Here is a 16,122-nt window from a genome sequence, read left to right as displayed (position 1 = left end):
GCGCAGCGGCGATTCGAGGGCCTCGACATGAAACTTTCAGAGACCGAAATCGCGGCCATCCGTCACGAGATGACTCTCTACGAGGATCCGGGCGCGGCCACCATCGAAGCGCTCAAGATCGTCCAGGAGCATCGCGGCTGGGTATCCGACGAGGCCCTGGAGGCCGCAGCCGCCGTGGTCGGGGTAACCCCGACCCAGATGGAGGCGGTCGCGACCTTCTATAACCTGATCTTCCGCCAGCCCGTCGGACGTCATGTGATCATGATCTGCGACTCGATTTCCTGCTATCTGACCGGCTACGAGGAGATCTCGGCGTATCTCAAGAAGATTCTTGGCGTGGAGTTTGGCCAGACCACGGCCGATAACCGTTTCACACTGCTGCCGATCGTGTGTCTCGGCAACTGCGACAACGGCCCGGCGATGCGTATCAACACCGATTATCACGGCCGGCTGACGCCGGAGAAGGTCGACGCCATTCTCGCGGAATATCCGTAGGACGAGTCATGGAAAAGGTTCTCACCAAGAACATTCGCGACAACCGCGAGCCGATGTGGATCGCCGAGTACGAAAAGGCCGGCGGCTACGAGGCGTTCAAGAAAGCGCTGCAGGAGTTCAAGCCGACCGAGGTCGCCGATCTGGTCAAGTCCGCCGGTCTGCGCGGGCGCGGCGGCGCAGGCTTTCCCACCGGGGTGAAATGGTCGTTCATGCCGCGCTTCGAGGAGCGCCCGGAACAGCGACCCGCGCATGTCTATCTGGTCGTCAACGCCGACGAAATGGAGCCCGGCACCTTCAAGGACCGGCTGCTCATGGAAGGCGACCCACACCAGCTGATCGAGGCCATGGCCATCGCCAGCTATGCGATCGGTGCCGATATCGCCTATGTATTCATCCGCGGCGAGTACACCGAATGCCAGCGCAAGCTGCAGCGGGCGATCGACGAGGCCGCCGAGAAAGGCTATCTCGGCGAGGACATCCTGGGCAGCGGCTTCAACCTGAAGATGCACCTGCACATGAGCGCCGGGCGCTATATCTGCGGCGAGGAGTCGGCGCTGCTGTCCGCACTCGAAGGCCGTCGTGCGGTGCCTCGCCACAAGCCGCCGTTTCCGGCCGCTTCCGGTCTGTTCGGCCAGCCCACCACGGTCAACAACGTCGAGACGATCTGCAACGTGCCGCATATCATCAATCACGGCGCGGACTGGTACAAAGGCCTCGGCCTGCATAAGGACGGCGGCACCAAGATCTTCGGCGCGTCCGGGCATATCTCCCGCCCCGGCCTGGTCGAGCTGCCGCTGGGTACCAAGCTTTCCGACGTACTCGACCATTTCGGCGGCGTCCGTCACGGCCACCGACTCAAGGCGCTGCTGCCCGGCGGCGGCTCCACCCCGCTGCTCACCGACGAGCATCTGAACACGCCCATGGACTATGAAGGCGTGGGTGCGGTCGGCAGCCGTCTGGGTACTGCCACGATGGTGGTCATGGACGAAACCACGCCGATCGTGGGCGTACTCAAGAACCTCGAACATTTTTATGCCCAGGAATCCTGCGGCTGGTGCACGCCCTGTCGCGACGGACTGCCCTGGGTCGAACGCATCCTGACCAATCTCGAGGCCGGCCACGGGCATCCAGGCGATATCGAGCTGCTCGATCTTCACGTCAAGCTGCTCGGCCCGGGCAAGACGTTCTGTGCCCACGCCCCGGGGGCGATGGGCCCGCTCGAGTCCGGCCTGAAGTATTTCCGCGACGAACTCGCCGCCCTGATCCCCGACGATCAGGACACGCTGGGCCTGACCCAGCCGGCAAACGCCGTTTCCAACTCCTAGCTCCACGGTTTTCCCGATGGCAACGATCACGATCGATGGCAAGCAGTACGATGTCGACGACACCGACAATCTGCTGCGTGTCGCGCTCTCCAAGGGCTACGACCTGCCGTATTTCTGCTGGCATCCGGAGCTGCACAGTGTCGGCGCCTGTCGCCAATGCGCGGTCAAGCAGTACAAGGACGAAGACGATACCCAGGGTCAGATCGTGATGGCCTGCATGACCCCGGCCGCCGACGGCTCACGGTTTTCGATCAGCGATACCGAGGCCAGCGATTTCCGGGCCCAGGTCATCGAATGGCTGATGATCAACCACCCGCACGACTGTCCGGTCTGTGAGGAAGGCGGCGAGTGCCACCTCCAGGACATGACCCTGATGACCGGCCACACGCGTCGACGTTATCGCGGGCCCAAGCGCACGCACAGAAATCAGGATCTCGGGCCGTTCATCAACCACGAGATGAACCGCTGCATCGCCTGCTATCGCTGCGTGCGCTACTACCGCGACTATGCCGACGGCGACGATCTGCGCGTGCTCGGTTCGCACTCCAACGTCTATTTCGGCCGCGAAGCTGACGGCGCCTTCAACAGCGAGTTCTCTGGCAATCTGGTCGAGGTCTGTCCGACCGGCGTGTTCACCGACAAGACGCTGGGCGCACACTACAACCGCAAATGGGACATGCAGAACGCGCCCGGCATCTGTACCCATTGCTCGCTGGGCTGTAACACCAGCCCCGGTTCCCGCCAGGGACTGCTCAAGCGTATCCAGAACCGGTATCACGGCGAGATCAACCACTATTTCCTGTGCGATCGCGGCCGTTTCGGCGCCGGCTTCGTCAACCGCGACGACCGCCCGCGTCAGCCGCTGGCGCGTACCGCCACCGGCGTGCTCGAGCCACAAGAGATGGATGTCATCCTCGACGATATCCGTACCGATCTCGCCAGCGCGTCCACTACCATTGGCATCGGCTCGCCGCGTGCCTCGCTGGAAGACAACTTCGCCTTGCGACAACTGGTTGGCGCAAGCCGTTTCTACAACGGCATGAGCGGGCCTGATAGCCATGCCAGCCTGGCCGCGCACACGCTGCTCGGCGCGCATGCCAGCCGGCTGCCGACGCTGCGCGAGGTCGAGGACTGCGACGCCATCTTCATTCTCGGTGAAGACGTCACCCAGACTGCACCACGCCTGGCCCTGTCATTGCGCCAGTCGGTGCGCAATCGGCACTACGAGCTGGCCAAGGCCGCCAAGATTCCGAAATGGCACTCGCGTGCGGTGCGCGACGAAGGCCAGCATTTCTACAGCCCGCTGATCATGGCGGTGCCGGCGGCCACTCGTCTCGACGATGTCGCCACGGAGCTGTTCCATGCCCGCCCGGCGATGATCGCCCGGCTCGGCTTTGCGGTGGCCCACGTGCTCGACCCGAGCGCACCGGCGCCGGAGAATCTCACCGACGAAACCCGTGCGCAGGCCGAGACCATCGCCGCAGTGCTCAAGAGTGCTCGCAAGCCGCTGATCGTGGCTGGCACCAGCCTCGGTAGCGAAGCGGTACTGACCGCAGCCGGCAACGTGATGCGGGCACTCGAGTCGGTACACGAGGACGCCAACCTGTTCGTCACCCTGACCGAGGCCAACAGCCTGGGCATGGCGATGATGGGCGAGGCCGATGTCGACGATGCCTTGAGCGCCATCGAAGCCGGCCGGGCGGATACCCTGGTGGTCATGCAGAACGACCTGTACGAGCGCGCACCCAAGGTCCGCGTCGACGCCGCGCTCAAGCGCCTGCGTCGGCTGATCGTGCTGGATCACAGTCTGACCGCCACCATCGCCAAGGCCGACTACGTGCTGCCGGCAGGCAGCTTCGCCGAAGCCGACGGCACGCTCGTCAACAACGAAGGCCGCGCCCAGCGCTTCTTCCAGGTGTTCATCCCCGATGCACCGTTGCAGGAGGGCTGGCGCTGGTGTGTGGATATCGCCCGCGGGGGCGACACCGCGCTTGGCTGGCAGGGCATGGACGATGTGATTGCTGCGATCGAAGTGGATCTGCCCGTGTTCGCCGGTATCCGCGACGCCGCGCCCAGCCAGAGCTTCCGCAAGTTCGGCATGCGCTTTCCGCGCAGCCCGCATCGCTTTTCCGGGCGCACCGCCCTCTATGCCAACGTGGACGTGCGCGAAAAGCGGCCCGAAGTGGACGCCGACTCGCCCCTGGCCTATTCCATGGAAGGCTACCAGGGCACGGCCACGCCGCCGTCGTTGATGAGCTATGCCTGGTCGCCGGGGTGGGACTCCAACCAAGCGGCGATCACGCGCTTCCAGGACGAGATCGGCGGCCATCTCAAGGGCGGCGACCCGGGTGTCCGCCTGTTATCCGACGGCGGCCGGATCCCGCCCTATGCCGATGCAGATATAAAACCCGTCGACGGCTGGCAGGCGATTCCGCGCTATCACATCTTCGGTAGCGAATCGCAGTCGGCCCGCGCGCCGGCCATCATCGAACGCATGCCGCGCGGGGCCTGGTTCACCCTCAACGAAGCCGGTGCGCGCGAGCTGGGTATCTCGGCGGCCGATACCCTTCGATTGACCATCGGCAACGAGGTGCATGCCCTGCCGGTAACCATCGACCCGAGCCTGCCCGACCGCACTATCGGCGTTCCGGTCGGCGCACACGGGCTGACGGGCGTACGCCTGCCGTCGGTGGTCACCCCATGATCTTCGGGCTGAGCGAATCCCAGTTGCTGGACATATTCTTCACCGCGTTCGAGACGATCGCCATTCTGCTGGCGGTGGTGATTGCCGCAGCCATGCTGATCTGGGTCGAACGACGGTTGCTGGGTGTCTGGCAGGACCGCTACGGGCCGAACCGGGTGGGCCCGTTCGGGCTGCTGCAGGTGGTCGCGGACATGATCAAGATCTTCTTCAAGGAAGACTGGATCCCGCCGTTTGCCGACAAGGCCGTGTTCGTGATCGCCCCCGGGATCATCATGTTCACCACGCTGATGGCATTCGCGGTGGTGCCCTTCACCGCCACGCTGGGCGTGGTCGATCTGAACATCGGCATCCTGTTCGTGCTTGCCATGAGCTCGCTGGGCGTCTACTCGGTGATCCTGGCGGGCTGGTCCTCGGACAACAAGTACGCTCTGCTCGGGGCGATGCGTACGGCGGCCCAGATGATCTCCTACGAGGTGTTCATGGGCCTGAGCCTGCTCGGCGTGGTGCTGCTGGCCGGCAGCTTCGATCTGCGTGCGATCGTCGAATCGCAGGCCGGCATGTGGAACGTCATCCCGCAGTTTCCGGCGTTCGTGATCTTCTTCATCGCCGGTTGCGCCGAAATCCATCGTGCCCCGTTCGATCTGCCCGAAGCCGAACAGGAACTCACCGCCGGATATCACACCGAATATTCGGGCATGAAGTTCGGCATGTTCTTCGTGGGCGAGTATCTGGGCATCGTGCTCATCTCCTGTCTGGTGACCGTACTGTTCTTTGGCGGCTGGCTGGGTCCAGTGCTGCCGGGCTTCGTCTGGTTCGCTCTCAAGGCCGGTTTTTTCATCTGTTTCTTCGTACTGCTGCGTGCGGGGACCGTTCGACCCCGATACGACCAGCTCATGGCGTTCGGCTGGAAGATCCTGCTGCCGATCGCGTTGGTTAACGTGGCGATCACCGGCGCGGTGGTCGTGGCCATGGCGAACTGACGATGACCCGCCGACCGACCCTTATCAACCGGCATTACACGAGTCGCTTATGCTGAGTGTTCTGCGCACCCTGGGCATGACCTTCATGCACACCTTTCGCAAACGCGAGACGGTGCTGTATCCGGAGGAGCAGCCTTATCTGCCGCCGCGCTATCGCGGCCGTATCGTACTGACCCGCGATCCCGACGGCGCCGAGCGCTGCGTGGCCTGCAATCTGTGCAGCGTAGCCTGCCCGGTGGACTGCATCAGCGTGGTCAAGACCGAGGACGAAACCGGGCGCTGGTATCCGGAGACGTTCCGGATCAATTTCTCGCGCTGTATCTACTGCGGTTTCTGTGAAGAGGCCTGCCCGACCTATGCGATCCAGCTCACCCCGGACTTCGAGATGGGCGAGTTCGATCGCCAGCAGATGGTCTACGAGAAATCGGATCTGACCATCTCGGGCGTGGGCAAGCGCCCGGGCTACAACTTCTACCGCGTGGCCGGCATGGCCGTGGGTGGCAAGGACAAGGGCGAGGCCATCAACGAGGCCGAGCCCATCGACGTGAAAACCCTTCTCCCCTGATCAAGGCCGGCCCATGTTCATCGCGTTCTATATCGCCGCCTTCGTTGCCGTCGTGGCCACACTGCGCGTGATCACCTGCTCGCATCCGGTGCATGCCCTGTTGTATCTGATCGTGTCGCTGTTATCGGTGGCCGTGGTGTTCTATGCGCTGGGCGCGCCGTTCGCGGCCACGCTCGAAGTCATCGTCTACGCGGGCGCGATCATGGTGCTGTTCGTGTTCGTGATCATGATGCTCAACCTCAACCAGGAGACCATCGAACGCGAAAAACGCTGGCTGGCGCCCTCGGTCTGGGTCGGCCCGGGCGTGCTCGGCGTCGTGCTGCTGATCGTCATGGCCATTGCACTGGCCGACGGTAGCGATATCGGCGCCATTCAAGGCACGCCGCTGATGGCCCAGAAAGTGGGCATGGCCATGTTCGGGCCGTATGTGCTGGTCGTGGAACTGGCCGCGTTCGTGCTGCTGGCCGCACTCGTGGTCGCCGCCCACCTGGGCCGTGACGATCGTGACGTGGCCGAGGCCATCGCCGACCGCCGGACCACGACCCAGTCGATGAGGAGCAAACGATGACCGGTCTTCCGATCGAGCACGGCATGGCCCTGGCTGCCGTTCTGTTCGTACTCGGCCTTGCGGGGCTCGTGACACGGCGCAATACGCTGTTCATTCTCATGTGCCTGGAAATCATGCTCAATTCGGCAGGCCTGGCCTTCATCGTCGCCGGTGCCCACTGGCAGCAGCCCGATGGCCAGGTGATGTTCATCCTGGTGATCACCCTGGCCGCAGCCGAGGCGAGCATCGGGCTGGGCCTGTTGCTCCAGCTCTACAAGCGCTTCAAGACCATCGACATCGACGCCGCAAGCGAGATGCACGGATGAACCTGCTGTTTCTGATCATCGCCTTTCCTTTGGCCGGCAGCCTGGTGCTGTCATTCTTTCCGCGTATGCCCGATTCGATGGCCAAGACCATCGGCGCATCCTCGGTGGGTCTGTCGGCCCTGACCGTACTGCTGGTGTGCTGGCGATTTCTGGCCAGCGGAGAGCCCAGTGTCGGACAGACGCTGTGGACCTGGGTGGCCGTGGGCGATTTCACGCCCACTTTCGGGCTGTATCTGGACGGTCTGTCGGTGACCATGCTGGGCGTGATCACGGGGGTGGGTTTTCTCATCCACCTGTTTGCCGGCTGGTACATGAGCCACGACCTGGACGGCGAACCCGGGATGGGGCGCTTTTTCGCCTACATGAACCTGTTCGTGGTCGCCATGCTCCTGCTGGTGCTCGGCGACAACCTGCTGCTGCTGTTTCTCGGCTGGGAAGGCGTGGGTCTGTGCAGCTATCTGCTGATCGGCTACTACTACCGTGACGAAGCCAATGCCTGGGCGGCCTTCAAGGCCTTCATCATCACCCGTATCGGCGATGTGTTCCTGGCCATCGGTCTGTTCCTGTTGTTCACCACGTTCGGCACGCTGGACATCCAGGCGCTGCTACAGGCGGCGCCCCAGGCCTGGGCCGAAGGTGATCCGATGGCGAAGGTGGCCGCCCTGATGCTGCTTGGCGGGGCGGTCGGCAAATCCGCGCAGCTGCCGCTGCAGACCTGGCTGCCCGATGCCATGGCCGGCCCGACGCCGGTCTCGGCGCTGATTCATGCAGCTACGATGGTCACCGCCGGCGTCTACCTGATCGCACGCATGCACGGCATCTTCGAACTGGCGCCGATGGTGCTGCAGCTGGTCGGCGTGATCGGCGCACTGACGCTGTTGATCGCCGGTTTCGCCGCCCTGTGCCAGACCGATATCAAGCGCGTGCTGGCCTACTCCACGATGAGCCAGATCGGCTACATGTTTCTCGCGCTGGGCGTCGGCGCCTGGGATGCGGCGATATTCCATCTGATGATCCACGCTTTCTTCAAGGCACTGCTGTTCCTGGCCTCAGGCTCGGTGATCATCGCCTGCCATCACGAGCAGGACATCTTCAAGATGGGCGGTCTGCGCAAGACGCTCAAGCTGGATTACTGGGTCTTCGTGATCGGCGGCGCCGCACTGGCCGCGCTGCCGCTGGTCACCGCCGGCTTCTACTCCAAGGACGAGATCCTGTGGCTGTCGTTCGCCAACGGTCATCATGTGCTCTGGCTGGCCGGCCTGGTCGGCGCGTTTCTGACTGCGGTCTATACGTTCCGGATGATCTTCATCGCCTTCCACGGGGAGCAGAAGATCGAAGCCCACGCCGGCACGGGCATCGCCCATCATCTGCCGCTGATCGTACTGGCCGTGCTGTCGACGTTTGTCGGCGCCTGGATTCATCCGCCACTGGGCGACGTGCTGCCATCACATGAAGCCGGCGACCACGGCATGCTCCAGCTGGGCCTGGAAGTCCTGTCCAGCGTGGTGGCCATGGTCGGCCTCGGCGTGGCGGCGGCGCTGTTTCTCGGCAATCGTCAGCGTGTGGCCCGCCTGGTCGAAACACCGACCGGAGCGAACCTGTGGCGGTTCTGGCACGACGCCTGGCGTTTCGATGCGCTTTACGACCGGGTGTTCGTCAGACCGTATCTGCTAGCCACCCGCCTGCATCGTCGTGATTGGATCAACTCGCTGGTCAATATCGTGCCCGGCACCGCACTCGCTCTCAACGGCGTACTGTCGCCGCTGCACAACGGCCGGCTGCGCTGGTATGCGCTGTCGTTGTTTGCCGGTGCGGCGATATTCCTCGCCGCTCTGCTGCTGGGCTGATCATGTACTGTCCGCCGCCCATCACCGCGACTAGGAAAGCCCGATGATCCTGTGCTGGATACTGTTCATTCCCTTCATCGGCGGCCTGCTCTGCTGGCAGCTGGAGAGCCGGCACGCGCCGTCGCAGGCACCGCGCTGGATCGCGCTGATCACCATGCTGGCGATCGTGGCGCTCACGCTTTGGCTCTGGGCCACCGGCGACTACTCGCTGAACGGGGCGGTGGGCGATACGCCAGCCTGGACCCGCGAGTTCCGGATCGGTTGGGTGGACCGTTTCGGTATCTCCTTCCATCTGGCGCTCGACGGTCTGTCGCTGGTCATGATCACGCTGACCGGCTTCCTGGGCGTTCTGGCAGTGGTCTGTTCCTGGCGCGAGATCACCAACCGGATCGGATTCTTCCATCTGAACCTGCTCTGGATCATCGGCGGCGTGGTCGGCGTGTTCCTGGCCGTGGATCTGTTCCTGTTCTTCTTCTTCTGGGAGATGATGCTGGTTCCGATGTATTTCCTCATTGCGCTGTGGGGCCACAGCGGATCGAAGGGCAATACGCGCATCTCCGCGGCGATCAAGTTCTTCATCTACACCCAGGCCAGCGGTCTGTTGATGCTGGTCTCGATACTCGGTCTGGTATTCGCCCACTACAGCCAGACCGGCACCTTCACCTTCGACTACAGCGTGCTGCGCGATACGCCGCTGACCGGGCCGCTGGCCTATGTGCTGATGCTCGGGTTCTTCATCGCCTTCGCGGTCAAGCTGCCGGTGGTGCCGCTGCACGGCTGGCTGCCCGATGCCCACGCACAGGCGCCCACCGCCGGCTCGGTCGACCTGGCCGGCATTCTGCTCAAGACCGCGGCCTACGGCATGCTGCGTTATGCGATTCCGCTGTTTCCCGAAGCCTCGGCCGACTTCGCGCCGATCGCGATGGGCCTGGGCCTGGTGGGTATCTACTACGGGGCGCTGCTGGCCTACTCGCAGACCGACGTCAAAAGACTGATCGCCTGTTCGAGCATCTCGCACATGGGGTTCGTGCTGATCGGCGTGTACTCGGGCACGCTGCTGGCGCTACAGGGCGTGATCGTGCTGATGGTCGCGCATGCGTTCTCTGCCGCCGGGCTGTTCATCATCTCCGGCCAGATCTACGAACGCATCCATACCCGCAACATGAACGAGATGGGCGGGCTGTTCGGCCGGATGGGCGCCCTGCCCGGCTTTGCCCTGGTGTTTGTCATGGCCTCTCTCGGCATGCCCGGCACCGCCAACTTCGTCGGCGAGTTCCTGATCCTGTTCGGCGCCTTCCAGACCGTGCCCTGGGTGGTCGTGGCCGCCAGCGGCGGGCTCGTGCTGGCCGCCATCTATTCGCTGGTGCTCATGCACCGCGTCTACTGGGGCACGCCGCGATCAGAGGCCACGCTCGGCGGGCTGGACCCGCGCGAGTACAGCATGATGCTGCTCCTGTTGGTGCTCACCCTGCTGGTCGGCCTGTATCCCCAGTCCGTGCTTCATATTTCGCAGACGGCAATGACCGAGGTCACCCAGTGGTTCGCCGTTTCCCCGTTGCCGGCCCGCTGAGCCGAGTCGCCAGGCCTTCGTTGTTATGAATCAGTTCTCGACTCAACTGCTCGCCTTCGCCCCGCTGGCCATCCTGTGTGCAACGGTGGTCGCCGTCGTCGTGGCCATCGCCGTACGCCGTCAGCACGTGGTGGCCGCTACGCTCACCGTGATCGGGCTGAACGCAGCGTTCGTCTCACTGCTCGGTGTGTTGCAGGTCACCCCGATTCAGGTGACCCCGCTGTTCATCATCGACGACTACTCGGTGTTGTTCTTCGCCATCGTGCTGGTGGCATCGCTGGCCTGCTCGACACTGGCCCACGCGTATCTCGAAACGCTGCCCGACCGGCGCGAAGAATTCTATATCCTGCTGCTGTGTTCGGCCGGCGGCGCCATGGCGCTGATCGCCTCCCGTCATCTGGCATCGCTTTTCATCGGTCTCGAGCTGCTGTCGGTACCGCTCTACGGCATGGTCGCCTATGCCTATCGGGATCGAATCTCGCTTGAAGCCGGCCTGAAATACATGGTGCTCTCGGGCGCGGCGTCGGCGTTTTTGCTGTTCGGCATGGCCCTGCTCTATGCAGCGTCGGGTTCGCTGGTCTTTGCGGACCTGGCCAGCACGCTGGCCGCCGGCACCAGCGCCCATCACAGCTGGCTGCTCATGGGCATCGGCATGATGTTCGTCGCCCTGGCCTTCAAGCTGTCGCTGGTACCGTTTCATCTGTGGACGCCGGATGTCTATGAAGGCGCGCCGGGGCCGGTTTCGGCGTTTCTTGCCACGGTCAGCAAGGTGGCGGTGTTCGCCCTGCTGCTTCGGCTGTTCACGCTGGCCGCACCGGCAGACAGCCCCTGGCTGCTGACGCTGCTCGGCGTGATCGCATTTGCCTCGATGATCATCGGCAATCTGCTGGCCCTGCGTCAGAACAATATCAAGCGTCTGCTGGGCTATTCGTCGATCGCCCATCTGGGCTATCTGCTGACCGCAATCGTGGCCGGCGGCAGCGGACTGGCCGCCGAGACGGTCGGCGTCTATCTGACCACCTATGTCGCAACCACCCTCGGTGCGTTCGGCGTGGTCACGCTGGTATCCAGCCCGTATTCCGGTACCGATGCCGGCGCGCTGCACCACTATCGCGGCCTGTTCTGGCGCCGGCCGTATCTGGCGGCGGTGATGACCGTCATGATGCTGTCGCTGGCCGGCATACCCATGACCGCCGGTTTCATCGGCAAGTTCTACGCGATCGCGGTCGGCGTGGAATCCGGCCTGTGGTGGCTCGTTGGCGGCATCGTCGCCGGCAGCGCCATCGGCCTCTACTACTACCTGCGTGTGATGGTGATTCTCTATCTGGACCAGCCCGGCGAAAGCCGTCGCGATGCCGTGGCCGGATGGGGCCAGCAGTCCGGTGGCATCATGGTGATCCTGATCGCACTGGCGGTACTGTTCTTCGGTATTTTCCCGGCCCCGCTGATCAAGTTCGTCACCGCCGCCGGCATCGGCGGTTTCTGAGCCCGGCTCCGCCCGGCACGCGGACGATTAACGCCTGTCCCGGCTTCGGAGCCGAGTCGTGTGAGTATCAATCCGGCAGGCTCGGACGATCGCGTGACGGGCGTCCGCCGCCGGTAACGCCCGTGTTTTTCGATAACGCCTACGAACAGTAAGACCGGAGTCAGGCCTGTCGAGCGTCGCGAGCCGTCCGATCGCCGGAACCCGTGTCGTCGGCCGACGCCGCAGCGGTACGTCGCCCCCGATCCGGTGCCGGCACAAGTACGCCCGGATTGAGCCGACCATCGGGATCGAGTGCCCGCTTGATGGCGCCGATCATGTCCAGTTCCACCGGCTGCTTGTAGCGCGCCATCGCCTCGACCTTTAACCGGCCGATGCCGTGCTCGGCCGCGAACGAGCCCCCCATGTCGACGACGATATCGTGAACCACGTCGTGGGCGCGTGCCGACAGCGCCAGGAACGCGTCGTCATCGCCCCCCTCGGGCTTGGACAGGTTGAAATGCAGATTGCCGTCGCCGACATGGCCGAACGGACAGGGCCGCACGCCCGGGAGCGCGTCGCGTATGGCCGGCAACGCACGGGCCAGAAACGCCGGCAGACGAGACACCGGCAACGAGATATCGTGCTTGATCGACGCCCCTTCGGCCACCTGAGCCGGCGGCAGCGATTCGCGCAGATGCCACAGTGCACCGATCGCCGTGTCGTCGGTCGCGACCCGGACTGCGCGATCGTGTGCATTGAATCCGCTCTCGGCTACCACATCGTGCATGATCTGGGCCAGCCAGTCGCCTTTTGCCGAGCTGGCCAGTTCGACCAGCAGATACCAGGGCCAGGGCCGTTCGAACGGCTCGTCGCATCCGTCGATATGATGACAGGCCAACTCGACGGCCTGGCGTGACATCAGCTCGCAGCCGGTCAGGTTGTGCCCGGACGCGCCGTTCAACCGGCGCTGCAGCCGCACCGCCTGCACCGGGTCCTCCAGACCGAACAGCCCGACCACCTGCTGCTCGATCGGGTCGAAAAGCTTGAATACGGCCGCGGTTGCGATCCCGAGTGCCCCCTCGCTGCCCACGAACAGATCGTTGAGATCCAGCCCGCTATTGTCCTTTCGCAGCCCGCTGAGGTTGTGCCATACACGGCCGTCGGCCAGTACGACTTCCAGACCCAGCACCAGATCGCGGGTGTTGCCGTAACGGACCACGTTCAGGCCGCCCGCGTTGGTGGCCAGATTGCCGCCGATCCGACAGCGGTCTCGCGAGGCCAGTGTTAGCGGAAAATACAGCCCGGCCTCCCCCGCGGCTTTCTGGACCGAAGCCAGCGTGCAGCCCGCCTCGACGGTAATCGTGGCGTTGTCGGTATCGATCGCACGAACCCGGTCCATGCGTTCCAGATTGATAATGATCTGACGGCGCGGGTCATCGGCTGCGGTCCCGCCCACCAGGCCCGTGTTGCCCGACTGGGCGACCACCGCCACGTCGGCCGCCGCGCACCGTCGCACCACCTCGGCGAGCTGTTCGGTATCGACCGGTCGTACCACCGCGCGTGCAACCGGCTTGAACGCACCGCGCCATTCAGTCAGATAGGCCGCGGCATCGCCGGGCGCCAGCACCTGCTCGCTGCCCACGATAGCCGCCAGATCGGCCAGAAAGCCGTCGTGTGTCATCTTCGCTCCTGACTGCGACTAGCGTTCGAGCAGATCGGCCAGGGCCGGCTCGAGCCGCTCGAACTCGAACTTGAAACCCGCTTTGCCGAGCGCGTCGGGAATCGCACGCTGGCCCGTGAGCAGCAGATGCGCCATCTCGCCGAGCATGAGCTTGAGCACTGTGCCGGGCACCCAGGCAAAGCTGGGACGATGCAGCACCTTGCCCAGCACCGAGGTGAACTCCCGGTTCGTGGCCGGTCGCGGCGCGGTCAGGTTGAACGCGCCACTGGCCGTGGGTGTGTCCATCAGAAAGCGGATCGCACGCACCTCGTCACGAATATGGATCCACGGCATGTACTGTGTTCCGGTACCGAAATGACCGCCGAGGCCAAACCGGAACGGCGTGATCATCTTCGCCAGCGCGCCTTCGTCAGCATCCAGCACGATACCGGTCCGGATACGGCATACCCGGACATCCAGGCCTTCGGCGCGACGGGCCGCCTGTTCCCAGGCCACACACAGCTCGGACTGGAATTCGTCGCCCGGACGTTCCATCTCGTCGAGGACATCGGCTCCGCGCGCACCGTAGTACCCCACGGCCGACCCGCTCACCAACACCTGGGGCAGCTCGCCCCAGGACTCGAATGTCTGAGTCAGCTCACGGGTGATTCGCAGCCGGCTTTCGCGCATCTCTTTTTTACGCGCGTCGGTCCAGCGGCCGTCGGCCAGATTCTCCCCGGCAAGATTGACGACCGCCTCGGCCGGGTCGGCTGCAGACAACGACGCGACCGGCTCGGCGCCGGCCGGCAACACGGACGCGGCCTTCGCGGTATCACGGGTAACCACCTGTACCCGCCAGCCGTCGGCCAGCAGGTCAGCACACAGATGACGACCGATGAAGCCGGTGCCTCCGGTAATCAGAGCATTGTTCATGGCGCGGCTCGGTTGATGAGAAAACAAGGCGCTATCGGCGTTTGCCCATACTGATCCAGCACGCCGGCGGATACCAGTGGGCAGTTCGCGAAAATACGATGCCGCGGCGGCCTGCGTTGCAGCACGGCGGCCGAAATACACTTGCAAAAAAGCCATCGATGACGTTAGCTATGCACGTGCGGCGGCAGTAGCTCAGCTGGTAGAGCGCGACCCTCCCACGGTCGAGGTCGCGAGTTCGAATCTCGTCTGCCGCTCCAAAGATATCAGAAGCTTAAGCGTATTCCGGCAAAAGTCGTGGGCGCTTTAAGTGCAGTATAAGTGCCGAATAACGACTGTGCGTAGGATATGAATCGGTAAACGGGGGAGCGCGGCCACGTGGGTGACAACGACAATAAACCCAGCATCCCAAACCCGCCGCCGAACCGGCGCAGCCCCAGCCGGCCGACGCCTGATACGCATACGCCTAGGCCGCCGAGCAAACCGCCGCGGCCGCCGAAAAACCCACCCAAGCCGCCATCGCGCAAAGACCGATGAGCGGTGTGGCGGCAGACGCGTAGTAGCACCTATTAAGCCAGCGAGCGCGATCGTCGTTCTTTAGAATCGCTTCGCGTATTCGCTCGTCGAGCTTCTCCAGGCGCGCGCGGCGGATATCCACCAGCGAATGCTCGTCGTGGATCAGGTCGAGAGGAAGGTTGTAAGCGGCTGGATACTCATCCGCGGCTAAGCACTTGCGAACCAACAGCGCTGCAATTGCAAAGAGCCACAATGCGATAGAAATCGAGCCAGCCTCGACCCCCCCGAAACTACCCGCCCCCCGCGCGGCGAATAAGAGCGCGGCGCCTGCACCGGCTAAGACCAGAGTGATTGCAGTCGTCGCTTGCCTTTGCAGCATACTGGCGTTATCGATGCGCTCGCGCATGCTCGCGTCGCCCTCGCGCTCGGCGAATTCGATTTGATCAAGTTCTGACATAGCGTCGAGATTCAGTCATAGCTAGGCGTCGTTTATACCGCGACCCGGCCTTCACTGTCCGCTCACGCCACGGCTTGAGCCTTCCTTACGGTGTTGACGCGCGCGCCATGCTTATCGACGGACGCGAAGTCATACTCGTCAGATAGCAGCACACCCGCTCGAATCCGGCCGTTGTCCGCCTGCCACTTCTGATTCGCGCACAGCGCCGCATGGAACGTTTCCACGTCGCGCCCCTGGTCGGCAGCTGTACGCAACGCCTGAAGCTCGGTGTAGTCCGGCGCCGTTGCGTCAGGCGGCGGCGTACACGTCAGGCCCGGCCCGAGCGGCATCGGCTCGAAATCATCCTCCCAGCTGTACGCGATCGCGGTCACACAGCGTTCGCTCGGGCTGTAGCCCGCATGAATGAGGATCACTTCAGGCGTCTCGGCGGGATAGTCGCGCGCGAGCAGGCGCAGGATGTGCGGCGCAATATCGTTGAGGCTGTCGATATCGCCTCCGGTCTGGCGCACGGTCTCGCGCCACGCATTCACATGCACGTACGGGCCACCCATCCCCACCAGAAGACGCTGATACGGAAACACAGCAATTTTGCACGTCTCTCCGATCAACGTCGCGTGGTGCTCGCACTGCGCGCCTTTCACGGCGACCGGCGGCAATTTGCCCACATCATAGAAAGCGCGATCCTGCGAAAGCCAGGCACGGTCTTCGGTCAGCGTCAGATTAATCGAAGTCACG

At 63.8% G+C, this 16,122-nt stretch carries 14 protein-coding genes and 1 tRNA gene; 11 read left to right on the top strand and 4 right to left on the bottom strand.

Annotated features, from left to right (window positions below):
• Positions 1 to 27 precede the first annotated feature (27 nt).
• From nuoE to nuoN, 10 genes are read left to right on the top strand one after another with little or no spacing between them, the layout of a single operon-like run.
• The gene (gene nuoE / locus T31B1_RS05435; RefSeq protein ID WP_353248426.1) at positions 28 to 495 is read left to right on the top strand and encodes an NADH-quinone oxidoreductase subunit NuoE; all 468 of its coding nucleotides are present in this window, start codon (positions 28 to 30) and stop codon (positions 493 to 495) included.
• An 8-nt stretch (positions 496 to 503) separates the two neighbouring features.
• Positions 504 to 1,820, top strand: coding sequence for an NADH-quinone oxidoreductase subunit NuoF (gene nuoF, locus T31B1_RS05430; RefSeq protein ID WP_353248425.1), 1,317 nt, complete (start codon positions 504 to 506; stop codon positions 1,818 to 1,820).
• 16 nt (positions 1,821 to 1,836) lie between these two features.
• Positions 1,837 to 4,524 (top strand): NADH-quinone oxidoreductase subunit NuoG, encoded by a 2,688-nt coding sequence (gene nuoG / locus T31B1_RS05425; RefSeq protein WP_353248424.1) that lies wholly within the window; start codon positions 1,837 to 1,839, stop codon positions 4,522 to 4,524.
• Positions 4,521 to 5,504, top strand: a complete 984-nt coding sequence (gene nuoH, locus T31B1_RS05420; protein WP_353248423.1) for an NADH-quinone oxidoreductase subunit NuoH — start codon at positions 4,521 to 4,523, stop codon at positions 5,502 to 5,504. Before nuoG ends, nuoH begins: the two co-directional genes overlap by 4 nt.
• A gap of 49 nt (positions 5,505 to 5,553) precedes the next feature.
• Positions 5,554 to 6,069: an NADH-quinone oxidoreductase subunit NuoI gene (gene nuoI, locus T31B1_RS05415; RefSeq protein ID WP_353248422.1), complete on the top strand. Its 516-nt coding sequence runs from the start codon at positions 5,554 to 5,556 to the stop codon at positions 6,067 to 6,069.
• A 13-nt stretch (positions 6,070 to 6,082) separates the two neighbouring features.
• Positions 6,083 to 6,637 carry an NADH-quinone oxidoreductase subunit J gene (nuoJ, locus tag T31B1_RS05410; RefSeq protein ID WP_353248421.1) on the top strand — a complete coding sequence of 185 codons (555 nt, stop codon included), beginning with the start codon at positions 6,083 to 6,085 and terminating at the stop codon, positions 6,635 to 6,637.
• Positions 6,634 to 6,942, top strand: coding sequence for an NADH-quinone oxidoreductase subunit NuoK (gene nuoK / locus T31B1_RS05405; RefSeq protein ID WP_353248420.1), 309 nt, complete (start codon positions 6,634 to 6,636; stop codon positions 6,940 to 6,942). Before nuoJ ends, nuoK begins: the two co-directional genes overlap by 4 nt.
• Positions 6,939 to 8,789 (top strand): NADH-quinone oxidoreductase subunit L, encoded by a 1,851-nt coding sequence (gene nuoL, locus T31B1_RS05400; RefSeq protein ID WP_353248419.1) that lies wholly within the window; start codon positions 6,939 to 6,941, stop codon positions 8,787 to 8,789. The genes nuoK and nuoL overlap by 4 nt, the downstream gene beginning before the upstream one ends.
• Positions 8,790 to 8,832: 43 nt before the next feature.
• The gene (gene nuoM, locus T31B1_RS05395; RefSeq protein WP_353248418.1) at positions 8,833 to 10,359 is read left to right on the top strand and encodes an NADH-quinone oxidoreductase subunit M; all 1,527 of its coding nucleotides are present in this window, start codon (positions 8,833 to 8,835) and stop codon (positions 10,357 to 10,359) included.
• A 25-nt stretch (positions 10,360 to 10,384) separates the two neighbouring features.
• Complete coding sequence (nuoN, locus tag T31B1_RS05390; RefSeq protein WP_353248417.1) at positions 10,385 to 11,845, top strand: NADH-quinone oxidoreductase subunit NuoN; 1,461 nt, start codon at positions 10,385 to 10,387, stop codon at positions 11,843 to 11,845.
• Between the two features lie 160 nt (positions 11,846 to 12,005).
• Here nuoN and T31B1_RS05385 read toward each other — a convergent pair whose 3' ends face one another.
• Together T31B1_RS05385 and T31B1_RS05380 are read right to left on the bottom strand one after the other, a co-directional pair.
• Positions 12,006 to 13,505: an FAD-binding oxidoreductase gene (locus T31B1_RS05385; protein WP_353248416.1), complete on the bottom strand. Its 1,500-nt coding sequence runs from the start codon at positions 13,503 to 13,505 to the stop codon at positions 12,006 to 12,008.
• An 18-nt stretch (positions 13,506 to 13,523) separates the two neighbouring features.
• Complete coding sequence (locus T31B1_RS05380; RefSeq protein ID WP_353248415.1) at positions 13,524 to 14,417, bottom strand: TIGR01777 family oxidoreductase; 894 nt, start codon at positions 14,415 to 14,417, stop codon at positions 13,524 to 13,526.
• Between the two features lie 181 nt (positions 14,418 to 14,598).
• On the opposite strand from T31B1_RS05380, the gene T31B1_RS05375 reads away from it, so the two are divergent.
• Positions 14,599 to 14,674, top strand: a tRNA-Gly gene (locus T31B1_RS05375).
• 206 nt (positions 14,675 to 14,880) lie between these two features.
• Here the strand turns inward: T31B1_RS05375 and T31B1_RS05370 are convergent.
• A complete protein-coding gene (locus T31B1_RS05370) occupies positions 14,881 to 15,387 on the bottom strand; it encodes a hypothetical protein (protein WP_353248414.1) in 507 nt (168 codons plus the stop codon).
• A gap of 62 nt (positions 15,388 to 15,449) precedes the next feature.
• On the bottom strand, positions 15,450 to 16,121 hold the full coding sequence (locus T31B1_RS05365) for a hypothetical protein (protein WP_353248413.1): 672 nt from the start codon (positions 16,119 to 16,121) through the stop codon (positions 15,450 to 15,452).
• Between the last annotated feature and the right edge of the window lies 1 nt (position 16,122).

The sequence above is a fragment of the Salinisphaera sp. T31B1 genome (assembly GCF_040361275.1).
Taxonomy (GTDB): domain Bacteria; phylum Pseudomonadota; class Gammaproteobacteria; order Nevskiales; family Salinisphaeraceae; genus Salinisphaera.
Note: the sequence above shows the minus strand (reverse complement) of the source record. Positions and strands in the feature narration are given on the sequence as shown.